Raw genomic sequence first — 19,144 nt, forward strand, 5'->3', positions numbered from 1 at the left:
CTGTTCGTGCGGAGAGCGTCGTCGAATATAAGCGGCGGCTAACGGCTCCTCATTAGAGGGGCATCGTGCCGGCTGGCAGCCCCGATTCCGATGCGCGCGGCCGGCGTGTCATGTCTGGACAAACTGTTCACGATGCCACTCGCGCTCAAGGTCGTGATGCTGGTCGGGCGCAAGGCGGAGTGCGAAGTTAGCATATAGCCACTGTATTGTTCACGGGGCTTGCAGGCAGCTCAAACAAAGCAAGCTCGAGGCTCATGACCAGCTCTGCCATGAAGTCAAAATCGAGAGTGTCGATGGTGTCGCTGGGAAGGTGGTAGTTCGGGTTGCGGAAGAAGGCGGTATCCGTGACCATCAGCGCCGGCCACCCTGCATCCCAGAATGCGGCGTGATCGCTCAGGCGCGTTGCCGGCAAGATCCAACCGTTGAAGGGCACGAAAAGCGACTCCACGGGGAGGCGAGCATTATTGTGAAAGCCCCGCAGGATGGTGTGCCCGAACTGGCGTGACCGCCAGTTTCCGATGATGCCGATGAAGTCGCCTTCGGCCGGATAACCGGGCCACCGGGAGATGAAGGGGTATTGCTGGCGCGGTGAGGTATAGCCGACCATCTCGAGGATGATCGCTCCTCGCACGCGGTTGCCGCTCTCCTGGCACTGTCGCACGAACACGCGGCTGCCTTGATGGCGGGTCAGATGGGCTGGAGGCTCCTCAAGCGTGAAGGCAACGAAGAGAACGGGCGCCTTCAGTCTGGCTCTTGAGACGCGACGCGCCAGCTCTAGCATGACGGCCACGGCGCTCGCATTGTCATCTGCACCCCGCGTTGTTGGCACGGTGTCGTAATGGGCGCCGACAACGTAAAAATCGGATGCCTCCGCCGCAGCGGCCGAGGTGCCGATGATGTTGGCTACGCGATAATCGAGATACTGGTAGGGCTGCTCTGTGACTGCGTATCCCGCGTCGACCAGGACCGATTGAATGTACGTCGCGGCAAGCTCCAGGCTGGAGGCGGTAAACGGTGTCCGCGGACCAATGTCGACGGCAAGAGCCTCGACATGTGCCCGTAAGGCGTCGCGAACAACCTGTAGTTCACCGTCGACCAACCGGATGTTCCTCATGAATGGGCAAAGCAAATTGGCTCGTTCTCAGCCGTGGTTAGGCTGACCTTTCGTCCGATCTGAGAGGAGCCCACACGTCGAATGGGTCGCCAGTACGATCCAACATTGAGGGATCATCGTTCTCCGGTTTGTTCACCCGCCTCGAGATGGGCCACATCGTCATGGGCTCAGACGGATACGTGATAAGCAGATCGCTCGGGTCAGGCTCGAGACCAAGCCAGCGATCGTAGGTCCCAGGCTCAAGGATCGCAGGCATGCGGTTATGGATCCGCCCCACTAGCGCGTTCGACGCCACCGTGATGATCGCAAAGGTGCGCTCCCACTCCCCTGTGTTCGGATTTTTCCAGTTCTCCCATATACCAGCCAGACCAAAGGGCGAGCCATCCTTCATGGCGATGGCATAGGGCTGTTTCGCCCGTGCGCCTTTGATGGCCCGCCACTCAAAGAAGCCGTCCACGGGCACGATGCAGCGCCGTAGCGCATAGGCATCGCGGAACGTTGGGACCTTTGAGACACTCTCAGCCTTGGCATTGATGGGCTTGCGGCCGCCCTTGGGATCTCGGCACCAGTGCGGGATCAGAGCCCACCTGATCAGGTCGAGCGAGCGCTCACCTGTCTTGTGGTTCTGCCGAATGACGAGCAACTCTTGGCTCGGCGCAGCGTTGTAGCGCGGGCGAATGTTGCCCATTCGGCTGTCGCTGACATCAAGGCCTTCGACAATGGCGAGGCGAAGGGGTGAAGAACTTTGAATGACACGTCCACACATCTTAGGGAGGATAGACGATCCTTGTCGAAGGCTGGAGCCGCTCGGTGGTGAGCTATGACCCGGAGCGAGTTGGAGCGTTCCTCGGGAGCTTCAGGCAGGGAACTATGGAACTCATCCTTTGGCTCGCGATGCTCTATGCCATGATCTGCGCGGTGGCCTACTTCGGCAACCGCGCGTTCATGTACTTTCCCGATCCGGCCCGCGTCGCCCCGGCGGAGGCCGGCCTGGATGGCATCGAGGAGATCGAAATCGCGGCCGCCGACGGTACCACGTTGATCACCTGGCATGCGCCAGCGAAGGAAGATAAGCCGACGGTCCTCTATTTCCATGGCAACGGGGCCAACGCCGCCAATCGCGCCCCCAGAATCGCAACCATGCGCCAAGACGGCTTTGGCCTCTTTTACCTCAACAACCGTGGCTACGGTGGTTCTGGCGGGCGGCCGACAGAGGAGAACAACGTCGCTGACGCGATCGCTGCTTACGACGACCTGGCTAAGCGTGGCGTTTCACCGGAGCAAATCGTCGTTTACGGCGAGTCGCTGGGCTCGGGCCAAGCGATACGGCTTGCGGCAGAGAGGCCGGTGGCTACCATCGTGCTGGAATCGCCACCCACATCGACGGTCGATGTGGCCCGGGCAACCTACTTTTGGCTGCCGCTCCGCCTGCTCATCACGGACCAGTACGACAACGAGCGCAACATCCGCTCGGTGCCGGCGCCGGTTCTCGTTCTCCATGGAGAGCAGTAATCCCGGTAGTGTCTCAGTTTGAAATTCTTGCCCCAACCTGGGTTGGATCAAGCTATCCGGCGGGCTTATCCTACATAGATGATCCAAGGAGTGCGCTATGCCCAGTGACAGAGAACTTCTCGATCATCTGTATGATCGGTTCAACGCCCGGGACATGGAAGCGGCGCTGGCGACCATGCACCGGGACGTCATATGGGCCAACGGGCTGGAGGGCGGGCATGTCTACGGGCACAATGGCGTCCGCAACTACTGGACGCGACAATGGGCGATCATGGACTCACACGCCGAGCCGACTAGCATTTCGATCGCTGCGGATGGAATAGCCCGCGTCGACGTTCATCTGACTGCGTGCGACCTCAAGGCCAACGTGCTGTTCGACAAGAAGGGAGTCCATATTTTTCAGATAGAGGACGGCCTGATCAGACGCTTTGATATTTCAAACTGAGGCACTACCGCCCGGTCGAATGGGTCGGCGCGTCTATCAAGCAGCCAACGAACCGAAGACAATCGAGTTGTTTCCGCACGGCGGCCATGTCGATTTGTTTGACCATGGCGCGTGGGAGAAAACGCGCGCCTTTCTGGCCTCACTTAACCCCGCAGCCAATCCACGACGCTGACCCGATCGTCGTTATCGCTATCGTTTAAGCTCATCAGGCCTGATCTCACGGGCAGCGTCCAGGAAGGACGTAAAGGCCTCATCATCAGACGCTGAGACGCCCTCAGAAATGGCTTTGGTTCTAAACCTTTGCCAAATGGCGACCTCCTCGGCCGATGATTCCCTGACAGAAATCTCAGCCTTGCCGTCCCAGATCGGTTTTCCCGGCTCACCACCTTTCATCTCAAGCGTGCGAAGATCGGCGGAGAAGGCACTACCGAGGAAGAACTGCTCAGCCTCACGCAAACTGTGAGCCTGCATGGCTGCTACCGGACGGTCTCCAACTTCAGCGGTGTATATAGGCACAGTCTCGCCTTCCGATCTGGTGCATTGTTCCAACTTGGAGGTGGAAAGGCAGAAACTTGGCAATTACGTCAATTCTGCACTGGGCACCTGGTCCGACGCTCCTGTGAACAATGCTGCTCAGCGTTCTGTGTCGCCGCCTCCCATATGCCGGAGCTCCTCTTCACTGGCTTTCTCCAATTCGGCTTCTTTTTGACCGAGGTCGCCTGAGACAGGTGCTTCACCTCGCATAGTCTGTCTTGTCGGTGTAGTTTTTTCCCCGGCACATTGGCCGGCAAAGAGACAGCAGATCGATCGAAGCAGGCGCATAAGTCCATCCTCCAATTACCGGCTTCTAAACTAGAGCCCGACCAGCCACTCCCGGGAGGCCGGGCCCACGTTAGGGCGATGAACTATAGTACGGCCCATGATTCCTCCCTTTGGGCGTCCTCCATGGAGATGCGCGGCTCACCGGCCGGCAGTTGCAGCACGGTGGCGTATTGGCCTTCGCTTAGATCTGTCAGCAACATGATCTGCCCATCGGGAAACTCAAGCGCGTCATGATAGGCGGACCGCAGACCTTGGTTGATTTGGCGGAACCGGGCCACCTTATGCCCGGCCGAGCGTCTACGACCGAAGGTAGATGTCACTTCCTCGGCGAAGGCGAGTTCCGTGCCCGGCAGCAGGCACACGGCCACGTTCCTTTCCTTATCGTCCGCTGCGGCGAAGCCCCGCGTGATCGTGTCGGGGAATCTCGTCGACACGAGCTTGTCGCCGACTTTAGCAGGGCGGGACGCCATGAGTTCCAGGCTATAATCACACATGGAAATTCTCCAACTGTTCTGAGGTGGATGATCACCCCTGCTTTGGCCCTCTGCCCTATTTAGGCAAACCTGTAGATGGCCCTTCCTGTTCCAGAAGCGCCGCTGTGCGGCAAGCGCGTTTGGCAACGCGCGTGGTGACGGGCCTGAGTGCGGGGGAAAGTAACTGGGCTTGAGCCTTTTGGTTCGACCTGCCAGCGGCAAACAAGCTAAGGGCTTCGCGTGAGGCTGGGTCCCCCAAGCTTGGGTCGAGTGGGTAGGGTTTCCTCGGGGATAGCGCTCGACCAAGAGAACGCTTCTGAGAGGGTGCGGCGATCAAAGAAGCCGGCACAACGGGAAGTGCGACACCGAAACTCGTCGCCGTATTCGGCGGAACGGGTTTTCTGGGACGCCGGATTGTTGAGCAATTGCTTCAGGAGGGATTTCGAGTTCGTGCCGTCTCTCGTCATCCGGAGCGGGCGATGCAAATTTTCGGCTCAGCACGCGCGCAACTCGAGTCTTATCGTGCCGAAAAGACCATCCCGGCCGCACTGGAAAACGCCTACGGTGTGGTGAATGCCGTCAGCCTTTACGTAGAGCACGGCGCCATAACCTTTCATGCGGTGCATGTAGAAGCAGCCGGAAGCCTCGCCCGGCTTTGCCGCGAAGCTGAAGTCCGGCGTCTTGTCCAAATTTCCGGAATCGGGGCCGACCCCAATTCCGATTCCCGCTATATCCGTGCCAGAGGCAGGGGCGAAGTTGCTGTGCGCGAGGCATTCAATGAAGCCGCTGTAATTCGGCCTGCGGTGATGTTTGGGCCGGACGATGCGTTCCTGACGACACTCGTACGCCTGGTGAAGCGGCTGCCCGTCTTTCCTCTGTTTGGCCACGGCAAAACAAGATTGCAGCCTGTTTTCGTAGAAGATGTCGCGGGCGCGATTGTCTGCCTGCTTCGTGATAGTGGTCATGTGGCGCACGTATACGAAACGGGCGGACTGCACATCTATACCTACCGGACACTGGTCGAAGAGATAGCAGCGGCACTGTCGGTTCGCCGCCTTCTTGTTCCTTTACCCTACAGCGCATGGAAAGTGCTCGCTGCCGCGGCAGAGCGCAGCCCGTGGGACGGCCTCGCCGTAAACCAGGTAGAACTAATGGAGGTCGATAACGTCGCCGCAAGGCTGGATCTGACGCGTCTTGGCGTCAACCCAATGAGCGTCGAAGATTGTCTAAAAGAGATTCTGGCAGTGTAGTAGGCCGTGGACTCATAAACGCGCAGCCATAGGCGGATGCAGGCGAGCTTGACAAAGGCGAGATAATTGGCGGCGAGCTTGTCGTATCGAGTTGCGACTCGTCGGCACTGCTTGATTTTATTGAAGAACCGCTCGACCAGATTGCGGTCCCGGTAAAGGTAGGGGCTGAAGCAGATCGGGTCCTTGCGGTTGCGCTTGGGCGGGATGTTGGCCCACGCGCCGCGCTCGGCGACAAATGCCCGGATCCAGTCCGCGTCATATCCTCGATCTGCCAGCAATCGCGCGCGCCGAGGGAGATGTCGCAGCAAGACCGAGCAGAGCTGGTTGTCGTGCGCCTGACCACTGGTGAGGCCGAGCTGCACCGGCAAACCATTGCCGTCCACGACGACATGGATCTTGCTGGTCAGTCCGCCACGAGACCGGCCAATATCCTGCCCGCCGCTATTGGCGATGCAGGCACCATGTTGGTGCACGCGGACAACCGACGTGTCGATCATCTGAACCGACGCGTCGTGAGCGGCACTGAGCCCATCCATGATCCGGTCCCAGACGCCGGCCCGCCGCCACCGGACGAAGCGGTTGTAGCAGGTCGTGTAGGGGCCATAACGATCCGGCAAATCACGCCACGGCGCACCAGATCGCAGAATCCACAGAATGCCGTTTATGATCCGCCGGGTCGTCGACACGCGAAATGCCGCGTGGCTTGCTCGGCAGGATGGGCTGAATGATGTTCCATTCTCTGTCGGTGAGGGCGTACCGCATGGCTGAAAACTCCTTTTCGGAGCTTGAATCATGCAACCACGCGGACCATCAACTGGAAACACGAATGTCCGGAATCGCCCCGGAAGCGGACCTCACCGGTCGGCGCGGAGACTTCTCAGATTGACCCAAATCGGACCCTTTGATCTGACAGCGGTAGCTGAACGGATGGCGCCGGACGTGGCTCAGCTAATGAGAAGCGGCGTGGCGCCGATCAATGCACGGTCGTCAATCTGCCGCCCCAGGAACTCTGCGACGTCTGCACGACTGACGGTGCCGGCGTGCCCCGGCAAGCACGAAAATCTGGTGAGAGCGGGGATTCGTTAGCGAGCGCAGGGATCTGATCGCGAATATTCGCGAATTTTTTCGTGTCCGTTCAGGACGGCGGGATCGAGGGGGCGTACAATCTGGCAGCAGCGAAGCCAGGGGGGGACAATGGAGATGCCCCCATGCCGGAATACAGAAACGACAAGGTTGTCGTCCGCTATGACCCCAAGATTTGCATTCATGCCGGAGAGTGCGTACGCGGTCTCCCTTCCGTCTTCAATGTGTCGAAAAAGCCATGGATTGACGTAAGCGGCGCTTCCGCGGACGTGATCGCCGAACAGGTCAAGCGTTGCCCGTCAGGCGCGTTGACCTATGAATTGCTGAAGAAGGCCGAATAGACGCGTCACTCCAGGCGAAGACACGCTGTCACATGCCGGCCTCGCGTTCGATCACTTGAGCCCGGAGGACGTGACAGACGATCGGCCACGATGCGACCGTGCCACTAGCGACATGTCCAAAATACAGATCAGCGAACGCTTAACCACCCCTTCCACTGGCTTCATTCGCGTGGCGACACTGGAGGAGCTTAAGGCCGCAGGTATGCTGGTCGTCCGTGGCGCTCGCTGTCCGCTACTCGTCGTCTATGACCATGGGAAGGTGTTTGCCCTGGATAACCGCTGTCCTCATCTTGGATTTCCGCTCCATCGCGGCTCGGTCGAAGACGGCATCCTGACCTGTCACTGGCATCACGCGCGTTTTGACCTCGCTAGTGGCTGCACCTTCGACCTTTGGGCCGACGATGTTCCTACAGCAGCGGTCGAAATAAGGGACGGTGTGGTGTGGGCCTGTCCGCACACCCGCTACAGCGACGGCGACGCCCACTGGCGCAATCGACTGCGAGAGGGATTGGAACAGAACATCGGCCTCGTTCTCGCCAAGGCTGTGCTGGGGCTTATCGGCGAGGGCTTAGACCATCGCTCCTTGGTGCGCGACGCCATGCTATTTGGAGCCCACAATCGCGATGGCTGGGGCATCGGGCTCACCATTCTCACTGCGCTTGCCAAGCTCATCCCCTCCTTACCCGAGGAGGAGACTTATCACGCGCTTTACAAGGGAATGAGCCGGGTGGCGAGGGACTGCGATGGTGCGTCTGCGCGGCGTGATCGCCAACCGCTTGCCCCTCGCGAGTATCAGCCCCTGCCGGTTCTAGGACGTTGGTTCCGCTACTGGACGCGTGTCCGCCATCGCGACGCGGCGGAGCGCACATTATTGACCGCGATCGCAAGCGGCGCGTCATCGATCGAACTCGCCGCGCTCATGCTGATCTCGGTTACCGACCGCTATTTCGCTGATGGCGGTCACGTTTTGGATTTCACCAACAAGGCCTTTGAGAGTCTCGACATCATTGGCTGGGAACATGTTCCGGCGATCCTGCCGAGTGTCGTAGACCAAATCGTCAATGCGCGTGGCAGCGAGGAGTCCAATGCCTGGCGGCAGCCAATCGATTTGGTGCCGCTGTGCGAAGCCGCGTTCGCTGAATTGCCGGAGCTCCTGGCCGAAGGCAAAACAAAGCGCGGAAGTTGGAGAGGCTACGAGCCGCTGGCGCTCTTGCTGCTGGGTGATGACCCGACGGCGGTCGTGGCGGCTCTCACGTCGGCAATTCGCGACGGTGCGACGGCAACGGATCTCAGCCGCGCGGTTGCTTACGCCGCAGCTCAGCGGATTGCCCTGTTCGGCACTGCAAATGAGCATTCCGATTGGGATACGGCACTTCACTGCTTCACCTACTGCAATGCTGTCCATCAATTGCTGACACGCATCACCGCCGAAGGGCCAATGGAGCTGGAGCGTCCCGAACTCCTGCGCGGTGTGGTCCATGGGGCAATGCAAGTCTATCTGATCCGTTTTCTCAACGTCCCGCCAGCACGGCTTCCCGGCGAGGTCGACAATGGGCTAGACGACTTACCGCGTGATCAAGGCGAACTGCGCGATGCCTTTCTTGCTGCGCTCGACCGCCAGGGAGCCGTCAAGACAGCCGGACGCTTCGTTGCCCGCTACCTCAGTCTTGGCCATGCGGCAGAGCCGCTGATCGCCACGCTTGCGCGCGCGGTCCTGCGGGAGGACGCCGACTTCCATACCTATCAGATGCTTGAGGCTGGTGTGCAGCAGTACCGGGAATGGGATCAGTGCCCTGCGGGAACTCGGATTCTAATCGCAGTTGCGCGCTATGTTGCTGCCCATTCTCCCACTGAACGGGCCCAGCTGCAGACTGCAATGGTGGCGCGTCGCCTGAGCCGCGGCGAGGCGATCCACGAGGCGGAGACGAGTTTTGACCCACTGAGCTGACGCTCGCTAACCTAAGCCAAATGTCGGCCTCTGACCCCAGTCCGGACAAAGCGGTCCGACGGAGTGACTAAAGAACTTCAACCAAAGGAGAGGTAACATGCCCATTTACATTTCACGAGGTCGGTTCACCACAGACGCAATCAAGGGCATGATGGCTAGGCCGGAAAATCGCGAGGAAGCCGTTTCCAACCTCTTCGAGAGCGTCGGAGGTAGGCTTATCGGTTGGTACCTGACCTTCGGCCCGCATGACTGGTTGGTGATAGGCGAATTTCCTGACAACAAAGCGGCAGCCTCTGCCATATTGGCTGCGGCGGGCGGGGGTAGCCTGTCCGATATCGAAACCACCGTTGCCATGACAGCCGAGGATGCGAGAGCAACCTTCGAAGCTGCTGGAACGGCGGCGAGGGCCTTTAGGAGTGCGGGACGCGCCTAAGATTGCGGTCCCCGCAGAGCTATTGAGCGCTGAGATTGCTATGGGGGGCCCTCAACCTATACGACATGCGCACAAAGAAGCGACGTCGGCGCGACTGATGCTGCCCAACCGCCGTTCCATGTCGTTTCCCTCACTTGAGGCCAAACCTGTGTCGTCCTCAGATCCGGGCTGCGGTGAAACCGAGCCAGGCCAGTCCAGCTGCGACAATGCAGGCAATCCAGCTGGCCCATATTGGGGCCGAAATGGTCGTGCCCACGGTTACCGGCCAGCCACTCGCGGCACGGGTCAGTTGCAGCAGGGCCACAATAGCAAAAATCAGCGCGGCAAGACGAGAATAGGTTTTGGACGTCATCGGATTCTCCATCCCACTTAGACCAATAAGAGGAGTATCTTCGGAATCGGCGCCACCACTCCTAATGGCCACGTGCGCAGCGCAAGCGAAGCGCATTCACGGCACAACTTTGCGGTACAAATGCCAAGTGGCGTGTCCGAGCACGGGCATGACGATGATGAGGCCAAGGAAAGCGGGTATCGACCCGATCGCCAGGCCGCCCGCGACGATAAGGCCCCAAACGGCCATCGGGACCGGGTTCGTAGCCACCGCGCGGATCGACGTCCACACCGCCCTGTCGAGCCCAACGTCTCGGTCGAGCAACAGCGGAAACGACACCACGCTGATCGCCAGCACCAGCACGGCGAAGAGGAAACCAACACTCATCCCCACAATGATCATCGTCCAGCCCGCCCTCGTGGTGAACACGTCGCGGGCGAACGTGGCGAGTGAGGCCGGCGGCTCGGGGCCGAGCGTGACATGGTAAATCTCATTGGCCGCAAGCAACCAGAGCAGGAAGATCGTCAGCAGGACCAATCCCAGCACCAGGATGGCACCGAACCCGGGCGAGCGGACCACGCCGAACGCATCCACCCAGGTGATGCGATTGCCCTGCTCGCGTCGTCGGCTCATTTCATAGAGGCCCACCGCCGCGACCGGACCGACAAGCGCAAAGCCAGCCGCGAGTGGAAACAGCAGCGGCAACATTTGATAGTCAAAGGTCAGCCATACCAGCATGATGCCGATGACCGGGTAGATGAGGCAGATGAAGATAACGTCGGTCCGATACGCCCCGAAATCGCCGAGACCTTTGACTAAGACGTCCCTGAGGTCGGCGATCCTGATCCGGCAGACCGCGGGCAGCGGGGCATCCCGGCTCGCCTGGCTGCCTCGCACGGAGCGACCCAGCGATCGCAGGGTCAGCGCTCCAAGCCTGATCTGATCTATTCCCCACTCGACGGGGTTTCGGATGTGCTCTGGCCGGTCCATCTTCGCACCTTCCAAACTGCCGGTTCGAGGGGCGCTGCGATCAAACTTAAGCGACACCCGCGCGCCAGGCGGTGTCAGTTTGGATGTTCGTGCGCTACGCTGTTATAGGGCTGCGCAGACCGCCTTCTTCTGGGTATAGAGATCGAGGGCATCATGCCCCATCTCACGGCCCCAGCCAGACTGCTTGTAGCCGCCGAAAGGCAGCGCCGCATCGAAGATGTTATAGCAGTTGACCCAGACGGTGCCCGCCTTCAGCTTGCCTGCCAGAGAATGGGCCTTGCTGAGATCCCTAGTCCAAACCCCGGCCGCCAAGCCGTAGATTGTGTCATTGGCGGCTTTGACCAGATCATCGTCGAGTTCTTTGAAGGGAATGGCGGCAACCACCGGGCCGAAAATCTCTTCCTGAATGACCTTCATGTCGGGCTTGGTGTCGACCAGCACGGTGGGTTCAACAAAATATCCTTTGTCCCCGCGCTTCCCGCCACCCGCGACGGCCTTTGCGCCTTCGGCAAGGCCAGACTCGAGATAACCGCACACGCGGTTGAACTGGCTTTCAGAGACCATCGGGCCCATCTGCGTTTTGGGATCAAGCCCCGGACCGACTCTGATCTTCTTGGCCTCGTCAGCGACGCCGCCAACGAGTTTGTCAAAGATGCTCTGCTGCACGAACAGCCGTGACCCGGCGCAGCAGCACTGACCGTGGTTGAAGAAGATGGCACTCGCCGTGCCCTTGATGGCGAGATCGAGATCGGCATCGCGCAGGACGACGTTCGGAGACTTGCCGCCCAGCTCAAGCGACACCTTCTTCAGGTCATTGGTGGCGGCCTTGAGGATGAGCTTGCCGACTTCGGTTGAGCCAGTGAATGCCACTTTGTCGATCCCAGGGTGTGCGGCCAGGGCCGCACCGGCCGTCTCACCGAACCCGGTAACGATGTTGACCACGCCATCGGGGAAGCCCGCCTCCTGAACCAGCTCTCCTAGTCGCAAGGCTGTTAGCGGCGTCTCTTCGGCCGGCTTCAACACCACGGTGCAGCCGGTGGCAAGCGCAGGTCCGAGCTTCCACGCTGCCATTAAGAACGGGAAGTTCCACGGGATGATTTGGCCCACCACACCAACCGGCTCACGCAGTGTATAGGCGTGGAACTTCGCCCCTGGTGCATAGGGCACTGAGATGGGGATGGTGTTGCCTTCGATCTTGGTGGCCCAACCCGCCATGTAATGGAAGAGATCCGCCGCCAGCGGCACGTCAGCTGCGCGGGCAACCGCGATGGGCTTTCCATTATCCAAGGACTCCAGTTCGGCTAACTCCTCAAGATGCTCGAGGATGAGATCGCCGAGCTTCCAGACCAGTCTGCCTCGTTCTGATGGGCTCAATCTTGGCCAGGCCCCGCTCTCAAACGCTCGGCGAGCCGCCTTGACGGCCCGATCGATGTCTTCCTTGGTACCTTCTGACACATGCGCAATCACCTCGCCGGTGGCGGGGTTCTCGACGGGAAACGTCTTGCCCGAGGCGGCATCGACCCATTGCCCATCGATCAAGAGCTTGCGCCGTTCCTTGACGAAACTCGTGACATTCTTATCGAGTCGGATTTCTGCTGTTGCGATACTCATAGCTTAGCCTCCTGATTGTTCCGGAATTGGCGGCAAGTGACGCTCGCGTTTCCGGTCACGTGATGGCGCAGTTTGAGGTCTGAATGACTCTTCCATCGCGCACATCATTGCGCCGAGGGGCGCAATTCAAAAACCGCGGCGATGGCTCAGCGCTATCACGCTGAATGCAATTACCAATTATACCAAAGATGCGCCGAGCACGCAGCTAATCTCGCCTCAGCCAAGGCACCGGCCGATGAATCTGCCGCAATTGTGCCGGCCGGCATCATTCTCGTCCTACGACTTATTCCCCCGGAAATCATCCGCTTGGTGCCAAATTCGGACTCCCGGCACCTTTCTCGAGCCTCTCACGCCCCCATTGACAAATCAGATGAGTAGGATTTGAGGTGGAACCATGTCGAGACCGCTCAAGCTTCAGATTATAGAAAGAGCGCGAGCCCTTATCGAGGACGAGCGGCAGTGGTGCCGTAATGAGCTTGCGAGGGATGCCAATGGCCGTTCGGTGGACCCAACAGATCAAAGGGCGGTAAGGCGCTGTGGTCTGGGCGCCCTAATAGCGGCAGCTTATGAAATCACCAACGATCACCGTCGGGCCCACGATCTGGCAATCGCGGCGCTGCGCCCCCTTCACGGCAGCGCTACACTCGTCAATGTCAACGACGTGAGGGGTCACGCGCCCATGCTCGCGCTACTCGATGAAGTCCTTGAAGTCCTTTTAGAGACGTGAGTCACGGCCCTGTCCTGAGCCTTGGGCTCGCTCGGGAAAGCCTAACGTCAACCGACTTCGCAAGATCGAAGCCTATCCTTGTGACCACTTGCATGATTGGCTCCGCCCAAATCGGGGTAGCAATAATAGCGCCCACATCCTTGGCACTCATGGGCAGGTAGATGAGCCGTCCACAGCATCAAAAGCGGGCATTAGAGTATACCCTCCGAACACCTGCCGGCTTCCGTGCCTGCGTAGGTGAAGCCCGACAGGTCACGTGAGGCTCTAAACCGGTCTAATAACGCAACGACAGAGGGCAGGAGTCATGGCGAACGAGATGAGGGGTCCGCTGCCGGTCAAGGTCGATGCCACATCCAATGGCGAGTTTTGCCCGGTGCCACTAACCAATCATGTGGCGCGCGCCAACCGCGAAGCCGAACGGCGGATCGGAGAGCACGCCAAGCGCGTCGGACTTGGACGCCGGGCGTTCCTACAATCGCTCTGCGGTGCGGCTACCACGTTGCTCACATTGCATGAAGCCTTCGCGGCACTCGGCAATACTGGCGGTCTCTTTCGTTTGCCCAAGGAGAGCGCATTTGAGACCGCAGCCGCAAAGGCGCTAGCCGGCGACGAGTTCATCTTCGACGTGCAGACCCACATGGTCGACCCAGCTGGCGCTTGGCGCAGGTCCGCCGGCCGGTATTGGGAGCAGATCCTCGCCAACTTCCCCCAAGGCTCCTGCGGCGGCGACGACCCGGTCGACTGCTTTTCCGCCGAGAAGTTCATTAAGCACGTGTTCCTGGACAGCGACACCGAGCTCGCGGTCCTCTCCTTCGTGCCCGAATTGCCCGAAAACAACCCACTTTCTCTCGAGGAGGCGAATCGGGTGCGAGTACTGGTTGACCGGATGGAGGGCGCTAACCGGCTCTTTCTCCACGCCATGGTGGTGCCGAATGCTGGCCCAGAAGTGGCCCCGCTCCAGCTCATGAAGGATGCGGTCGACCGCTACCCCATCGCTGCGTGGAAGTGCTACACGCAATGGGGCCCTGAAGGCAGCGGCTTCGAGTTGGACAGCCCCGAGGTTGGCATACCGTTCATCGAACGGGCGCGCGAACTCGGCGTGCGCAACATTTGTATCCATAAGGGTCTGCTGTTCCCGGGATTCCCGGAAGAATTTGGCCGATGCGCTGACGTCGGCCGCGCCGCAGCGCTATACCCAGACATGAACTTCATAATTTACCACTCTGGCTATGAGGCTGGGACGACCGAGGGTGCCTATGATCTGGCGAACGCCACCCGTGGTGTCGATACCCTGATCAAGTCAGTGGAGACAAACGGTATCGCCCGCAACGCCAACGTCTATGCCGAACTCGGTTCGACCTGGCGCTTCGTCATGCGCGATCCGACCACCGCCGCGCACCTTCTCGGCAAACTCTTGAAGCATATCGGCGAAGATAATGTGCTCTGGGGCACGGACTCGATCTGGTACGGCTCACCGCAGGACCAGATTCAGGCCTTCCGAAGCTTTCAAATTGCACCGGCGCTGATCGAAGCGCACGGGTACCCCGAGCTTACGCCCTCGCTCAAGCAAAAGGTGTTCGGCCTCAATGGCGCTCGCGTCTATGGTGTCGATGTACCGGAGCGGCGCAGAAAAACTGAGATCGATCCGATCGGGACGCGCAAGCAGGCTTATCGGAAGGTGGCGGATCCGACTTTCGAGACCTACGGGCCCAAAACTGATTCCGAGTACGACGCGCTGATCGCCGAACGCGGCGGCCTCCCTGCCTAATCCTGCAAGGAGTCCGAGACTAGCGGCTTACGCTGATGTCGCACCTGGGAGCACATTAGGCCACACCACGATAATGTCGCCAAGGTGCCAGGAGCAGTCAATGGTAGAGAGTCCGAGGTCTCCGCGGGTCCACGAGGGCGCAATTGCGTTTCGGGTCTGCGGGGAACTCATGCCATCACTAGCGGCTATGGCAGACCGGCTTGGTACTTCCGATGTGACAAGGGGTCGATCTCGGTAGATGCTTTTCATAAGTTACTGTTGGTGATCATCCTATTTGGCCGGCTTGACCTTCGTTCGCAGCGGAGCAATAGCTCCCGTGGGAAGTTACTGCCAGCATGGAACGGCGACGATTCTTTGAGGTAAGAAGTGAAGAAGGCGGTGAATGGCTTGTCCTAGACGGCAAGCGTCATCCGCCGCGCGTGATTTGTAGGTGCTGCGGCTGGCACGCCCCGAAAAATGCAGCCCTCATCGCCACTGCTCTGGAGGCGTATGGTTCGGAGCTCTACTCAAAATTCCACCTCGGTGGTTCGGAGCGGCTCAAGGAGCAGCCAGCTGTCAAAGCACCTGACGAGGCTGAATCTCGGCCAAAACCTAAGGCTGCAGCCAGAAAGTCCAGGGCAAGACACCGGGGCTAGGCGGCGATTCACTCTTAGAGCCAATCCTCCATCCATCCTTAGAGCCAATCCTCCATCCATCAAAAGCCCAGCTTCTGGAGCCACCGCCGAATCGGGCCCGGACCGCCTTCCCTGCCGGGCTGACCCCGACCTGAGGGTTCTCCCTTTCAGCCAGCGGCGAAGGGATGTTGGACCTTTTCCTTTTCCGCGGTGACCGTTGACGCCTTCGGCTCTCCCTTGACGGCGCGTGCAATGGCTTCCTTCGTGGCGTTGTAGTTGAAATCCTGAATCTTCTTGTCGTCCTTCGCTTCCCAGTGGATGAACACGCCAACGGTAACGAAGAGGTCATCGGCCTCGTTGGCAGGAATGACGCCTTCGGCGACGGAATCAGCGACTGCCTTGGCCACGGCATGTTGCGCAGGACCGAACATCTGTACTGCCTGGCGCGCCTCCTTAATGGTTACCTTGTTATAGAGGATGGTCGGGGGCTTACACATAAGGTTCGGCGCGACCAACGCGAGCAGCGTGGTGAACCCATCCTTGTTGTTGGTCAGCGAATTGCAGAATGCCTGCTCGACGGGGCTGCCGCGCGGGCCAATCAGCAAATCAACGTGAGCAACCTCGTTGCCATCGCCAACGAGCGATTCGCCGACACATACGCCACTGATCTTAGGCATGAACTAACCTCCTCTTGGGTTTGGCCCATGTTATGCCCAGAAGGCGCCACTCCCCACCTCCAGCTTGGGCCTCCTTGGCTGGCTCATATCGATTCTCAGAATGGAAGACTTTGAAACCCCATTGAGAGGCATGACATCTCCTCCCCTCTAGGAGTAGAGAATGGGTGCCCCACGTCATGTTAGGATTATGCAAATCATAGCCCTTTCGGGGCTCAGAAGCGAGTGGAGAACCTTCGGCAGAGGCAAACGGACTTCAGCACCGCATCAACAAGCTGGCGGCTAGAATGCATCGACGCGGTCTCGACGCTTAGCGAGATGTATGTCAGCTTGGCGCGTAACGCGTGCAAGCCGGTCGAGCAACCCACCGCAGCGAGGTCGCCTAGAGCTGCCTCGTAGTCTCAAACCCTTGATTACAAGACCCGGGGATTCGGCTTCGGGTCTTTTTCTGTGCAGGTCCCATCTTTCGATGGCCAACATAGGTCTGGGGAGCGCAAGATGGTTCCCAGCATCTTGAAAAAAATAAAAGTAAATGACTCGCGATGCACTCCCCGATGGGAGCAAAATTGACCCCCGAAGGAGGCTGCAATGGGCTCTCGACACCCGCCCCGTTTCTATGACGACGAAACCCGGTCGGCTTTAGAGCAAGCGTTCAGCGATGCTTGGGCGGCGCTCAAGGCTCGCTATCCATCCCGCGACTGGATAAAGGACGGCCAACTTAGCTCCGACTTGTCGGAAAAGCTTATGGCACTGGCGGATAAGGGCATCACCAACCCTGACGAACTGTGCAAGCGGGCTCTGAAGAGTTTGCCCCGGCGCCATTCAGGGTGACAACGCGCAGGAAGGGCGTTGCAGGCGAAGTGCTTCGCCGTGAGGAGCGGCTAAGGAAAATCGCGAAGGCTACGCAGCCCAAGAGCGAAGCTTCAAAGCCGAAGGCAAAACGTCATAAGGCTCGCTGAACTCCAACTCAGACATCGTCTGGAGAAGCGCCTGATCGGCTTCCAATTCAGCAGCTAGTGTTTTCCACGTCTCTGCCAAAGCGACGAAAGTCCGGCGTGATTTCGGTGTTGTTGCGGAGCCTTGGTTTTTGTTAGGAGATTGCGCGACGTAACAGATCGCCGACCGGGGCTACTTTTGCTCTCCGGCTCTAAGCGGGCAGGCGCCAAGACAGAGTGCTTCTCCTTTGAGGTCGGCTTTGCGAGCCCGATATGGGTCTCGTATTCCTGATTGAGCTCGCTTTTGACAGCGGCCATCTGGCGGCGCTCGAAGTCGGTAATCTTGACGGGACGCCAACGTTCGGCGGCGCGGATCATGGCGCCGAACATAAGCTTGAGGACGGCCTTCTCGCCGAAGGCATTGGGAATGATCTTGAGGCGCCGGCGCTCCTCGAGGAACAGGCGCTCGGTGACTATCAGTGCCCTTACTGTTGGGTAGAAAGAGACGTTTCACGCGAAGCTAAAGCCGATTGAAGGCGAGGAGGACGTGGACCGGTTCCGGTGCGAGGTTTGCGCAGCTGAATTCTCTCAGCCCAGTCGATAGGGGCGAGGCACGGAGAGAATGCCCGCCCCCAAAGCAGCCCTAAAGGCATCGCCATCAAGCTTGATTGACACAAGGAGCTTGATGAGTTCACGGAGAATGTCATCGCCAACCGCACCGTAGCTCTTCGGCAGCGCTCGGCGAGATCGGGATTGGCTTCTCAATGTCCTCCATCGACTGATTGAGCTACGAGGGGATGATTTTCCTGGCTTTTCGACGGCCTGTCTCGCATTCTTGATCAAACGTGCGAGAGATCCGGTGGCTTGTCTGAGAGCGGCGCGTCTAAGCCTTGCGAGTTGGCAGGACACCTATTTCCAGTTGGAACACAAGGCGGCCATTGCGGCAGTACTAGCGGTCCAAACGAGATCGCCCTCACCTTTGGGTGCTTTCTATTCTGTCTTAGCGCCGCACTTGTTGTCCTTCTCGACCCAGACGCCGCCTGCCTTCTCGCACTCGACCTTGTTCTTTGCATCCTTTAGCCCAGCACCGGCAGGCGCGGTGAGGGCGGTTGCAGCGGCCAAAGTAATGAACGCCAAGAGGAGTCTCTTCATAGTCATTCTCCCTTTGTGATGCATGGTGAGGTCTGCCGAAAGCGTGGGCCACCTCCTGGCGATTGGTTCCTGCGAGGGTGCCCAATCGTATGCTCCCCGATTCAACCCGCGGTAGGATCGGGTGTTCCGGGCGCTCACAGAGCAACCACTCGTGTTTAGCTCAGATGGGGCATCGTGAGGTCGACTTGTGTTGGAGCCGCAGATGGAACACCCGCATCGTCGACATCGGCCGCGCACATGGATGGATGCGGCGTGCGGAGAACTTGGAATTTCTTCTCTCAACTGGACGATAAAATGAGACGAATTTCTATAGTCTCGGCATCCGCCGCCTGAAGGGTTATTTGACGGACGAGCGCCCACCGAGATGCCGGGCTGCATTGGGGAGGACGAGGAGCGTCGTGAATAGCGAGCCGCTTGTTTCGCAATGCAGCAATTCCCCGGCCGACCGAGCAGGAGGTAGAGCCATTTGCGACCACAGCGGGCATCTTGCGTTCAATTTTGGCTAGTGGTTGTCCTTTTCCTCGCCAACAGAGGCGGCACCGTCTCTCGGGCGACGGGCGCTAATGAGGACGAAAGGGAGAAGTCATGTTGAAGTTTTACTTCGTAGGAAGAGCGAGTTGATGTCCGGATCGCGCAGAGGCGAAAGGTAGAGCCGTTCGGAACAACTCAGGCGGTTGCGTGGCGAGCGGCGAAAATGTCAATTAGACATTTTACGTTGTGGTGAGACGACCACGTGCCGTTCGATGCCTGGGCCGGCCAGTATGTGTGGCGATGCGAAAGAGGTGCGTTGATATCCAAAGCATTCGTAATCGGGCTTTGATCTGAGTTTGGGTCAAGCTCCCTGTTGAGTCGTGGACGCTGGTGTCCGCGATGAACGAAGCACAGGGAGGATCGGATGACGTACTACGTCGCTTTGGATGT

General features: G+C 59.2%; 18 protein-coding genes and 1 pseudogene. 9 read left to right on the forward strand and 10 right to left on the reverse strand.

The annotated features are described in order from the left end of the window. Positions 1 to 187 precede the first annotated feature (187 nt). Complete coding sequence (locus ACRECX_RS14080; RefSeq protein ID WP_431559473.1) at positions 188 to 1,099, reverse strand: M28 family peptidase; 912 nt, start codon at positions 1,097 to 1,099, stop codon at positions 188 to 190. 52 nt (positions 1,100 to 1,151) lie between these two features. Next, complete coding sequence (locus ACRECX_RS14085; protein ID WP_431559474.1) at positions 1,152 to 1,880, reverse strand: SOS response-associated peptidase; 729 nt, start codon at positions 1,878 to 1,880, stop codon at positions 1,152 to 1,154. A 104-nt stretch (positions 1,881 to 1,984) separates the two neighbouring features. Here ACRECX_RS14085 and ACRECX_RS14090 point away from each other — a divergent pair, with 104 nt between their 5' ends. Then, positions 1,985 to 2,626, forward strand: coding sequence for an alpha/beta hydrolase (locus tag ACRECX_RS14090; protein WP_431559475.1), 642 nt, complete (start codon positions 1,985 to 1,987; stop codon positions 2,624 to 2,626). Positions 2,627 to 2,723: 97 nt separating this feature from the next. After that, positions 2,724 to 3,071, forward strand: a complete 348-nt coding sequence (locus ACRECX_RS14095) for a nuclear transport factor 2 family protein (RefSeq protein WP_431559476.1) — start codon at positions 2,724 to 2,726, stop codon at positions 3,069 to 3,071. Between the two features lie 189 nt (positions 3,072 to 3,260). Here ACRECX_RS14095 and ACRECX_RS14100 read toward each other — a convergent pair whose 3' ends face one another. Beyond that, entirely contained in the window at positions 3,261 to 3,587 is a 327-nt protein-coding gene (locus ACRECX_RS14100; protein WP_431559477.1) for a hypothetical protein, read from the reverse strand. 389 nt (positions 3,588 to 3,976) lie between these two features. Further along, positions 3,977 to 4,387 (reverse strand): hypothetical protein, encoded by a 411-nt coding sequence (locus tag ACRECX_RS14105; RefSeq protein ID WP_431559478.1) that lies wholly within the window; start codon positions 4,385 to 4,387, stop codon positions 3,977 to 3,979. 404 nt (positions 4,388 to 4,791) lie between these two features. Here ACRECX_RS14105 and ACRECX_RS14110 point away from each other — a divergent pair, with 404 nt between their 5' ends. Continuing rightward, positions 4,792 to 5,616, forward strand: a complete 825-nt coding sequence (locus ACRECX_RS14110; RefSeq protein WP_431559479.1) for a complex I NDUFA9 subunit family protein — start codon at positions 4,792 to 4,794, stop codon at positions 5,614 to 5,616. A gap of 20 nt (positions 5,617 to 5,636) precedes the next feature. Here ACRECX_RS14110 and ACRECX_RS14115 read toward each other — a convergent pair. Next, positions 5,637 to 6,378, reverse strand: a pseudogene (locus ACRECX_RS14115) (IS5 family transposase); the annotation flags it as partial. 365 nt (positions 6,379 to 6,743) lie between these two features. Between ACRECX_RS14115 and ACRECX_RS14120 the strand changes: the two are divergent. The 3 genes from ACRECX_RS14120 to ACRECX_RS14130 all read left to right on the forward strand — a co-directional run bounded on the left by ACRECX_RS14120 (position 6,744) and on the right by ACRECX_RS14130 (position 9,421). After that, positions 6,744 to 7,040 carry a (4Fe-4S)-binding protein gene (locus tag ACRECX_RS14120; protein ID WP_431559480.1) on the forward strand — a complete coding sequence of 99 codons (297 nt, stop codon included), beginning with the start codon at positions 6,744 to 6,746 and terminating at the stop codon, positions 7,038 to 7,040. Positions 7,041 to 7,152: 112 nt separating this feature from the next. Next, positions 7,153 to 8,988, forward strand: coding sequence for a Rieske (2Fe-2S) protein (locus tag ACRECX_RS14125; protein WP_431559481.1), 1,836 nt, complete (start codon positions 7,153 to 7,155; stop codon positions 8,986 to 8,988). A gap of 97 nt (positions 8,989 to 9,085) precedes the next feature. Next, positions 9,086 to 9,421, forward strand: coding sequence for a GYD domain-containing protein (locus ACRECX_RS14130; protein ID WP_431559482.1), 336 nt, complete (start codon positions 9,086 to 9,088; stop codon positions 9,419 to 9,421). Positions 9,422 to 9,578: 157 nt separating this feature from the next. Here ACRECX_RS14130 and ACRECX_RS14135 read toward each other — a convergent pair whose 3' ends face one another. From ACRECX_RS14135 to ACRECX_RS14145, 3 genes are all read right to left on the reverse strand, one after another. Next, a complete protein-coding gene (locus ACRECX_RS14135) occupies positions 9,579 to 9,773 on the reverse strand; it encodes a hypothetical protein (protein WP_431559483.1) in 195 nt (64 codons plus the stop codon). Between the two features lie 96 nt (positions 9,774 to 9,869). After that, positions 9,870 to 10,742, reverse strand: a complete 873-nt coding sequence (locus ACRECX_RS14140; RefSeq protein WP_431559484.1) for a DUF2189 domain-containing protein — start codon at positions 10,740 to 10,742, stop codon at positions 9,870 to 9,872. Between the two features lie 102 nt (positions 10,743 to 10,844). Continuing rightward, entirely contained in the window at positions 10,845 to 12,353 is a 1,509-nt protein-coding gene (locus tag ACRECX_RS14145; RefSeq protein WP_431559485.1) for an aldehyde dehydrogenase family protein, read from the reverse strand. A gap of 394 nt (positions 12,354 to 12,747) precedes the next feature. Here ACRECX_RS14145 and ACRECX_RS14150 point away from each other — a divergent pair, with 394 nt between their 5' ends. Further along, positions 12,748 to 13,080: a DUF6197 family protein gene (locus tag ACRECX_RS14150; RefSeq protein WP_431559486.1), complete on the forward strand. Its 333-nt coding sequence runs from the start codon at positions 12,748 to 12,750 to the stop codon at positions 13,078 to 13,080. 304 nt (positions 13,081 to 13,384) lie between these two features. Then, positions 13,385 to 14,848 carry an amidohydrolase family protein gene (locus tag ACRECX_RS14155; RefSeq protein WP_431559487.1) on the forward strand — a complete coding sequence of 488 codons (1,464 nt, stop codon included), beginning with the start codon at positions 13,385 to 13,387 and terminating at the stop codon, positions 14,846 to 14,848. Between the two features lie 781 nt (positions 14,849 to 15,629). Here ACRECX_RS14155 and fae read toward each other — a convergent pair. After that, a complete protein-coding gene (gene fae / locus ACRECX_RS14160) occupies positions 15,630 to 16,139 on the reverse strand; it encodes a formaldehyde-activating enzyme (RefSeq protein ID WP_431559488.1) in 510 nt (169 codons plus the stop codon). A 1,205-nt stretch (positions 16,140 to 17,344) separates the two neighbouring features. Here fae and ACRECX_RS14165 point away from each other — a divergent pair. Then, entirely contained in the window at positions 17,345 to 17,605 is a 261-nt protein-coding gene (locus ACRECX_RS14165) for a hypothetical protein (RefSeq protein WP_431559489.1), read from the forward strand. A gap of 456 nt (positions 17,606 to 18,061) precedes the next feature. Here ACRECX_RS14165 and ACRECX_RS14170 read toward each other — a convergent pair whose 3' ends face one another. Next, a complete protein-coding gene (locus tag ACRECX_RS14170) occupies positions 18,062 to 18,223 on the reverse strand; it encodes a hypothetical protein (RefSeq protein WP_431559490.1) in 162 nt (53 codons plus the stop codon). Positions 18,224 to 19,144: the final 921 nt, after the last annotated feature.

The sequence above is a fragment of the Methyloceanibacter sp. genome, from assembly GCF_050726195.1.
In the GTDB taxonomy this organism is placed as follows: domain Bacteria; phylum Pseudomonadota; class Alphaproteobacteria; order Rhizobiales; family Methyloligellaceae; genus Methyloceanibacter.

What these genes read in the sequence shown, in the direction of transcription:
- ACRECX_RS14135 (WP_431559483.1), bottom strand. Translation starts at nt 9,773, where the DNA reads ATGACGTCCAAAACCTATTCTCGTCTTGCCGCGCTGATTTTTGCTATT.
- ACRECX_RS14105 (WP_431559478.1), bottom strand. Translation starts at nt 4,387, where the DNA reads ATGTGTGATTATAGCCTGGAACTCATGGCGTCCCGCCCTGCTAAAGTC.
- ACRECX_RS14095 (WP_431559476.1), top strand. Translation starts at nt 2,724, where the DNA reads ATGCCCAGTGACAGAGAACTTCTCGATCATCTGTATGATCGGTTCAAC.
- ACRECX_RS14145 (WP_431559485.1), bottom strand. Translation starts at nt 12,353, where the DNA reads ATGAGTATCGCAACAGCAGAAATCCGACTCGATAAGAATGTCACGAGT.
- fae (WP_431559488.1), bottom strand. Translation starts at nt 16,139, where the DNA reads ATGCCTAAGATCAGTGGCGTATGTGTCGGCGAATCGCTCGTTGGCGAT.
- ACRECX_RS14130 (WP_431559482.1), top strand. Translation starts at nt 9,086, where the DNA reads ATGCCCATTTACATTTCACGAGGTCGGTTCACCACAGACGCAATCAAG.
- ACRECX_RS14085 (WP_431559474.1), bottom strand. Translation starts at nt 1,880, where the DNA reads ATGTGTGGACGTGTCATTCAAAGTTCTTCACCCCTTCGCCTCGCCATT.
- ACRECX_RS14165 (WP_431559489.1), top strand. Translation starts at nt 17,345, where the DNA reads ATGGGTCTCGTATTCCTGATTGAGCTCGCTTTTGACAGCGGCCATCTG.
- ACRECX_RS14155 (WP_431559487.1), top strand. Translation starts at nt 13,385, where the DNA reads ATGGCGAACGAGATGAGGGGTCCGCTGCCGGTCAAGGTCGATGCCACA.
- ACRECX_RS14140 (WP_431559484.1), bottom strand. Translation starts at nt 10,742, where the DNA reads ATGGACCGGCCAGAGCACATCCGAAACCCCGTCGAGTGGGGAATAGAT.
- ACRECX_RS14170 (WP_431559490.1), bottom strand. Translation starts at nt 18,223, where the DNA reads ATGAAGAGACTCCTCTTGGCGTTCATTACTTTGGCCGCTGCAACCGCC.
- ACRECX_RS14150 (WP_431559486.1), top strand. Translation starts at nt 12,748, where the DNA reads ATGTCGAGACCGCTCAAGCTTCAGATTATAGAAAGAGCGCGAGCCCTT.
- ACRECX_RS14090 (WP_431559475.1), top strand. Translation starts at nt 1,985, where the DNA reads ATGGAACTCATCCTTTGGCTCGCGATGCTCTATGCCATGATCTGCGCG.
- ACRECX_RS14125 (WP_431559481.1), top strand. Translation starts at nt 7,153, where the DNA reads ATGTCCAAAATACAGATCAGCGAACGCTTAACCACCCCTTCCACTGGC.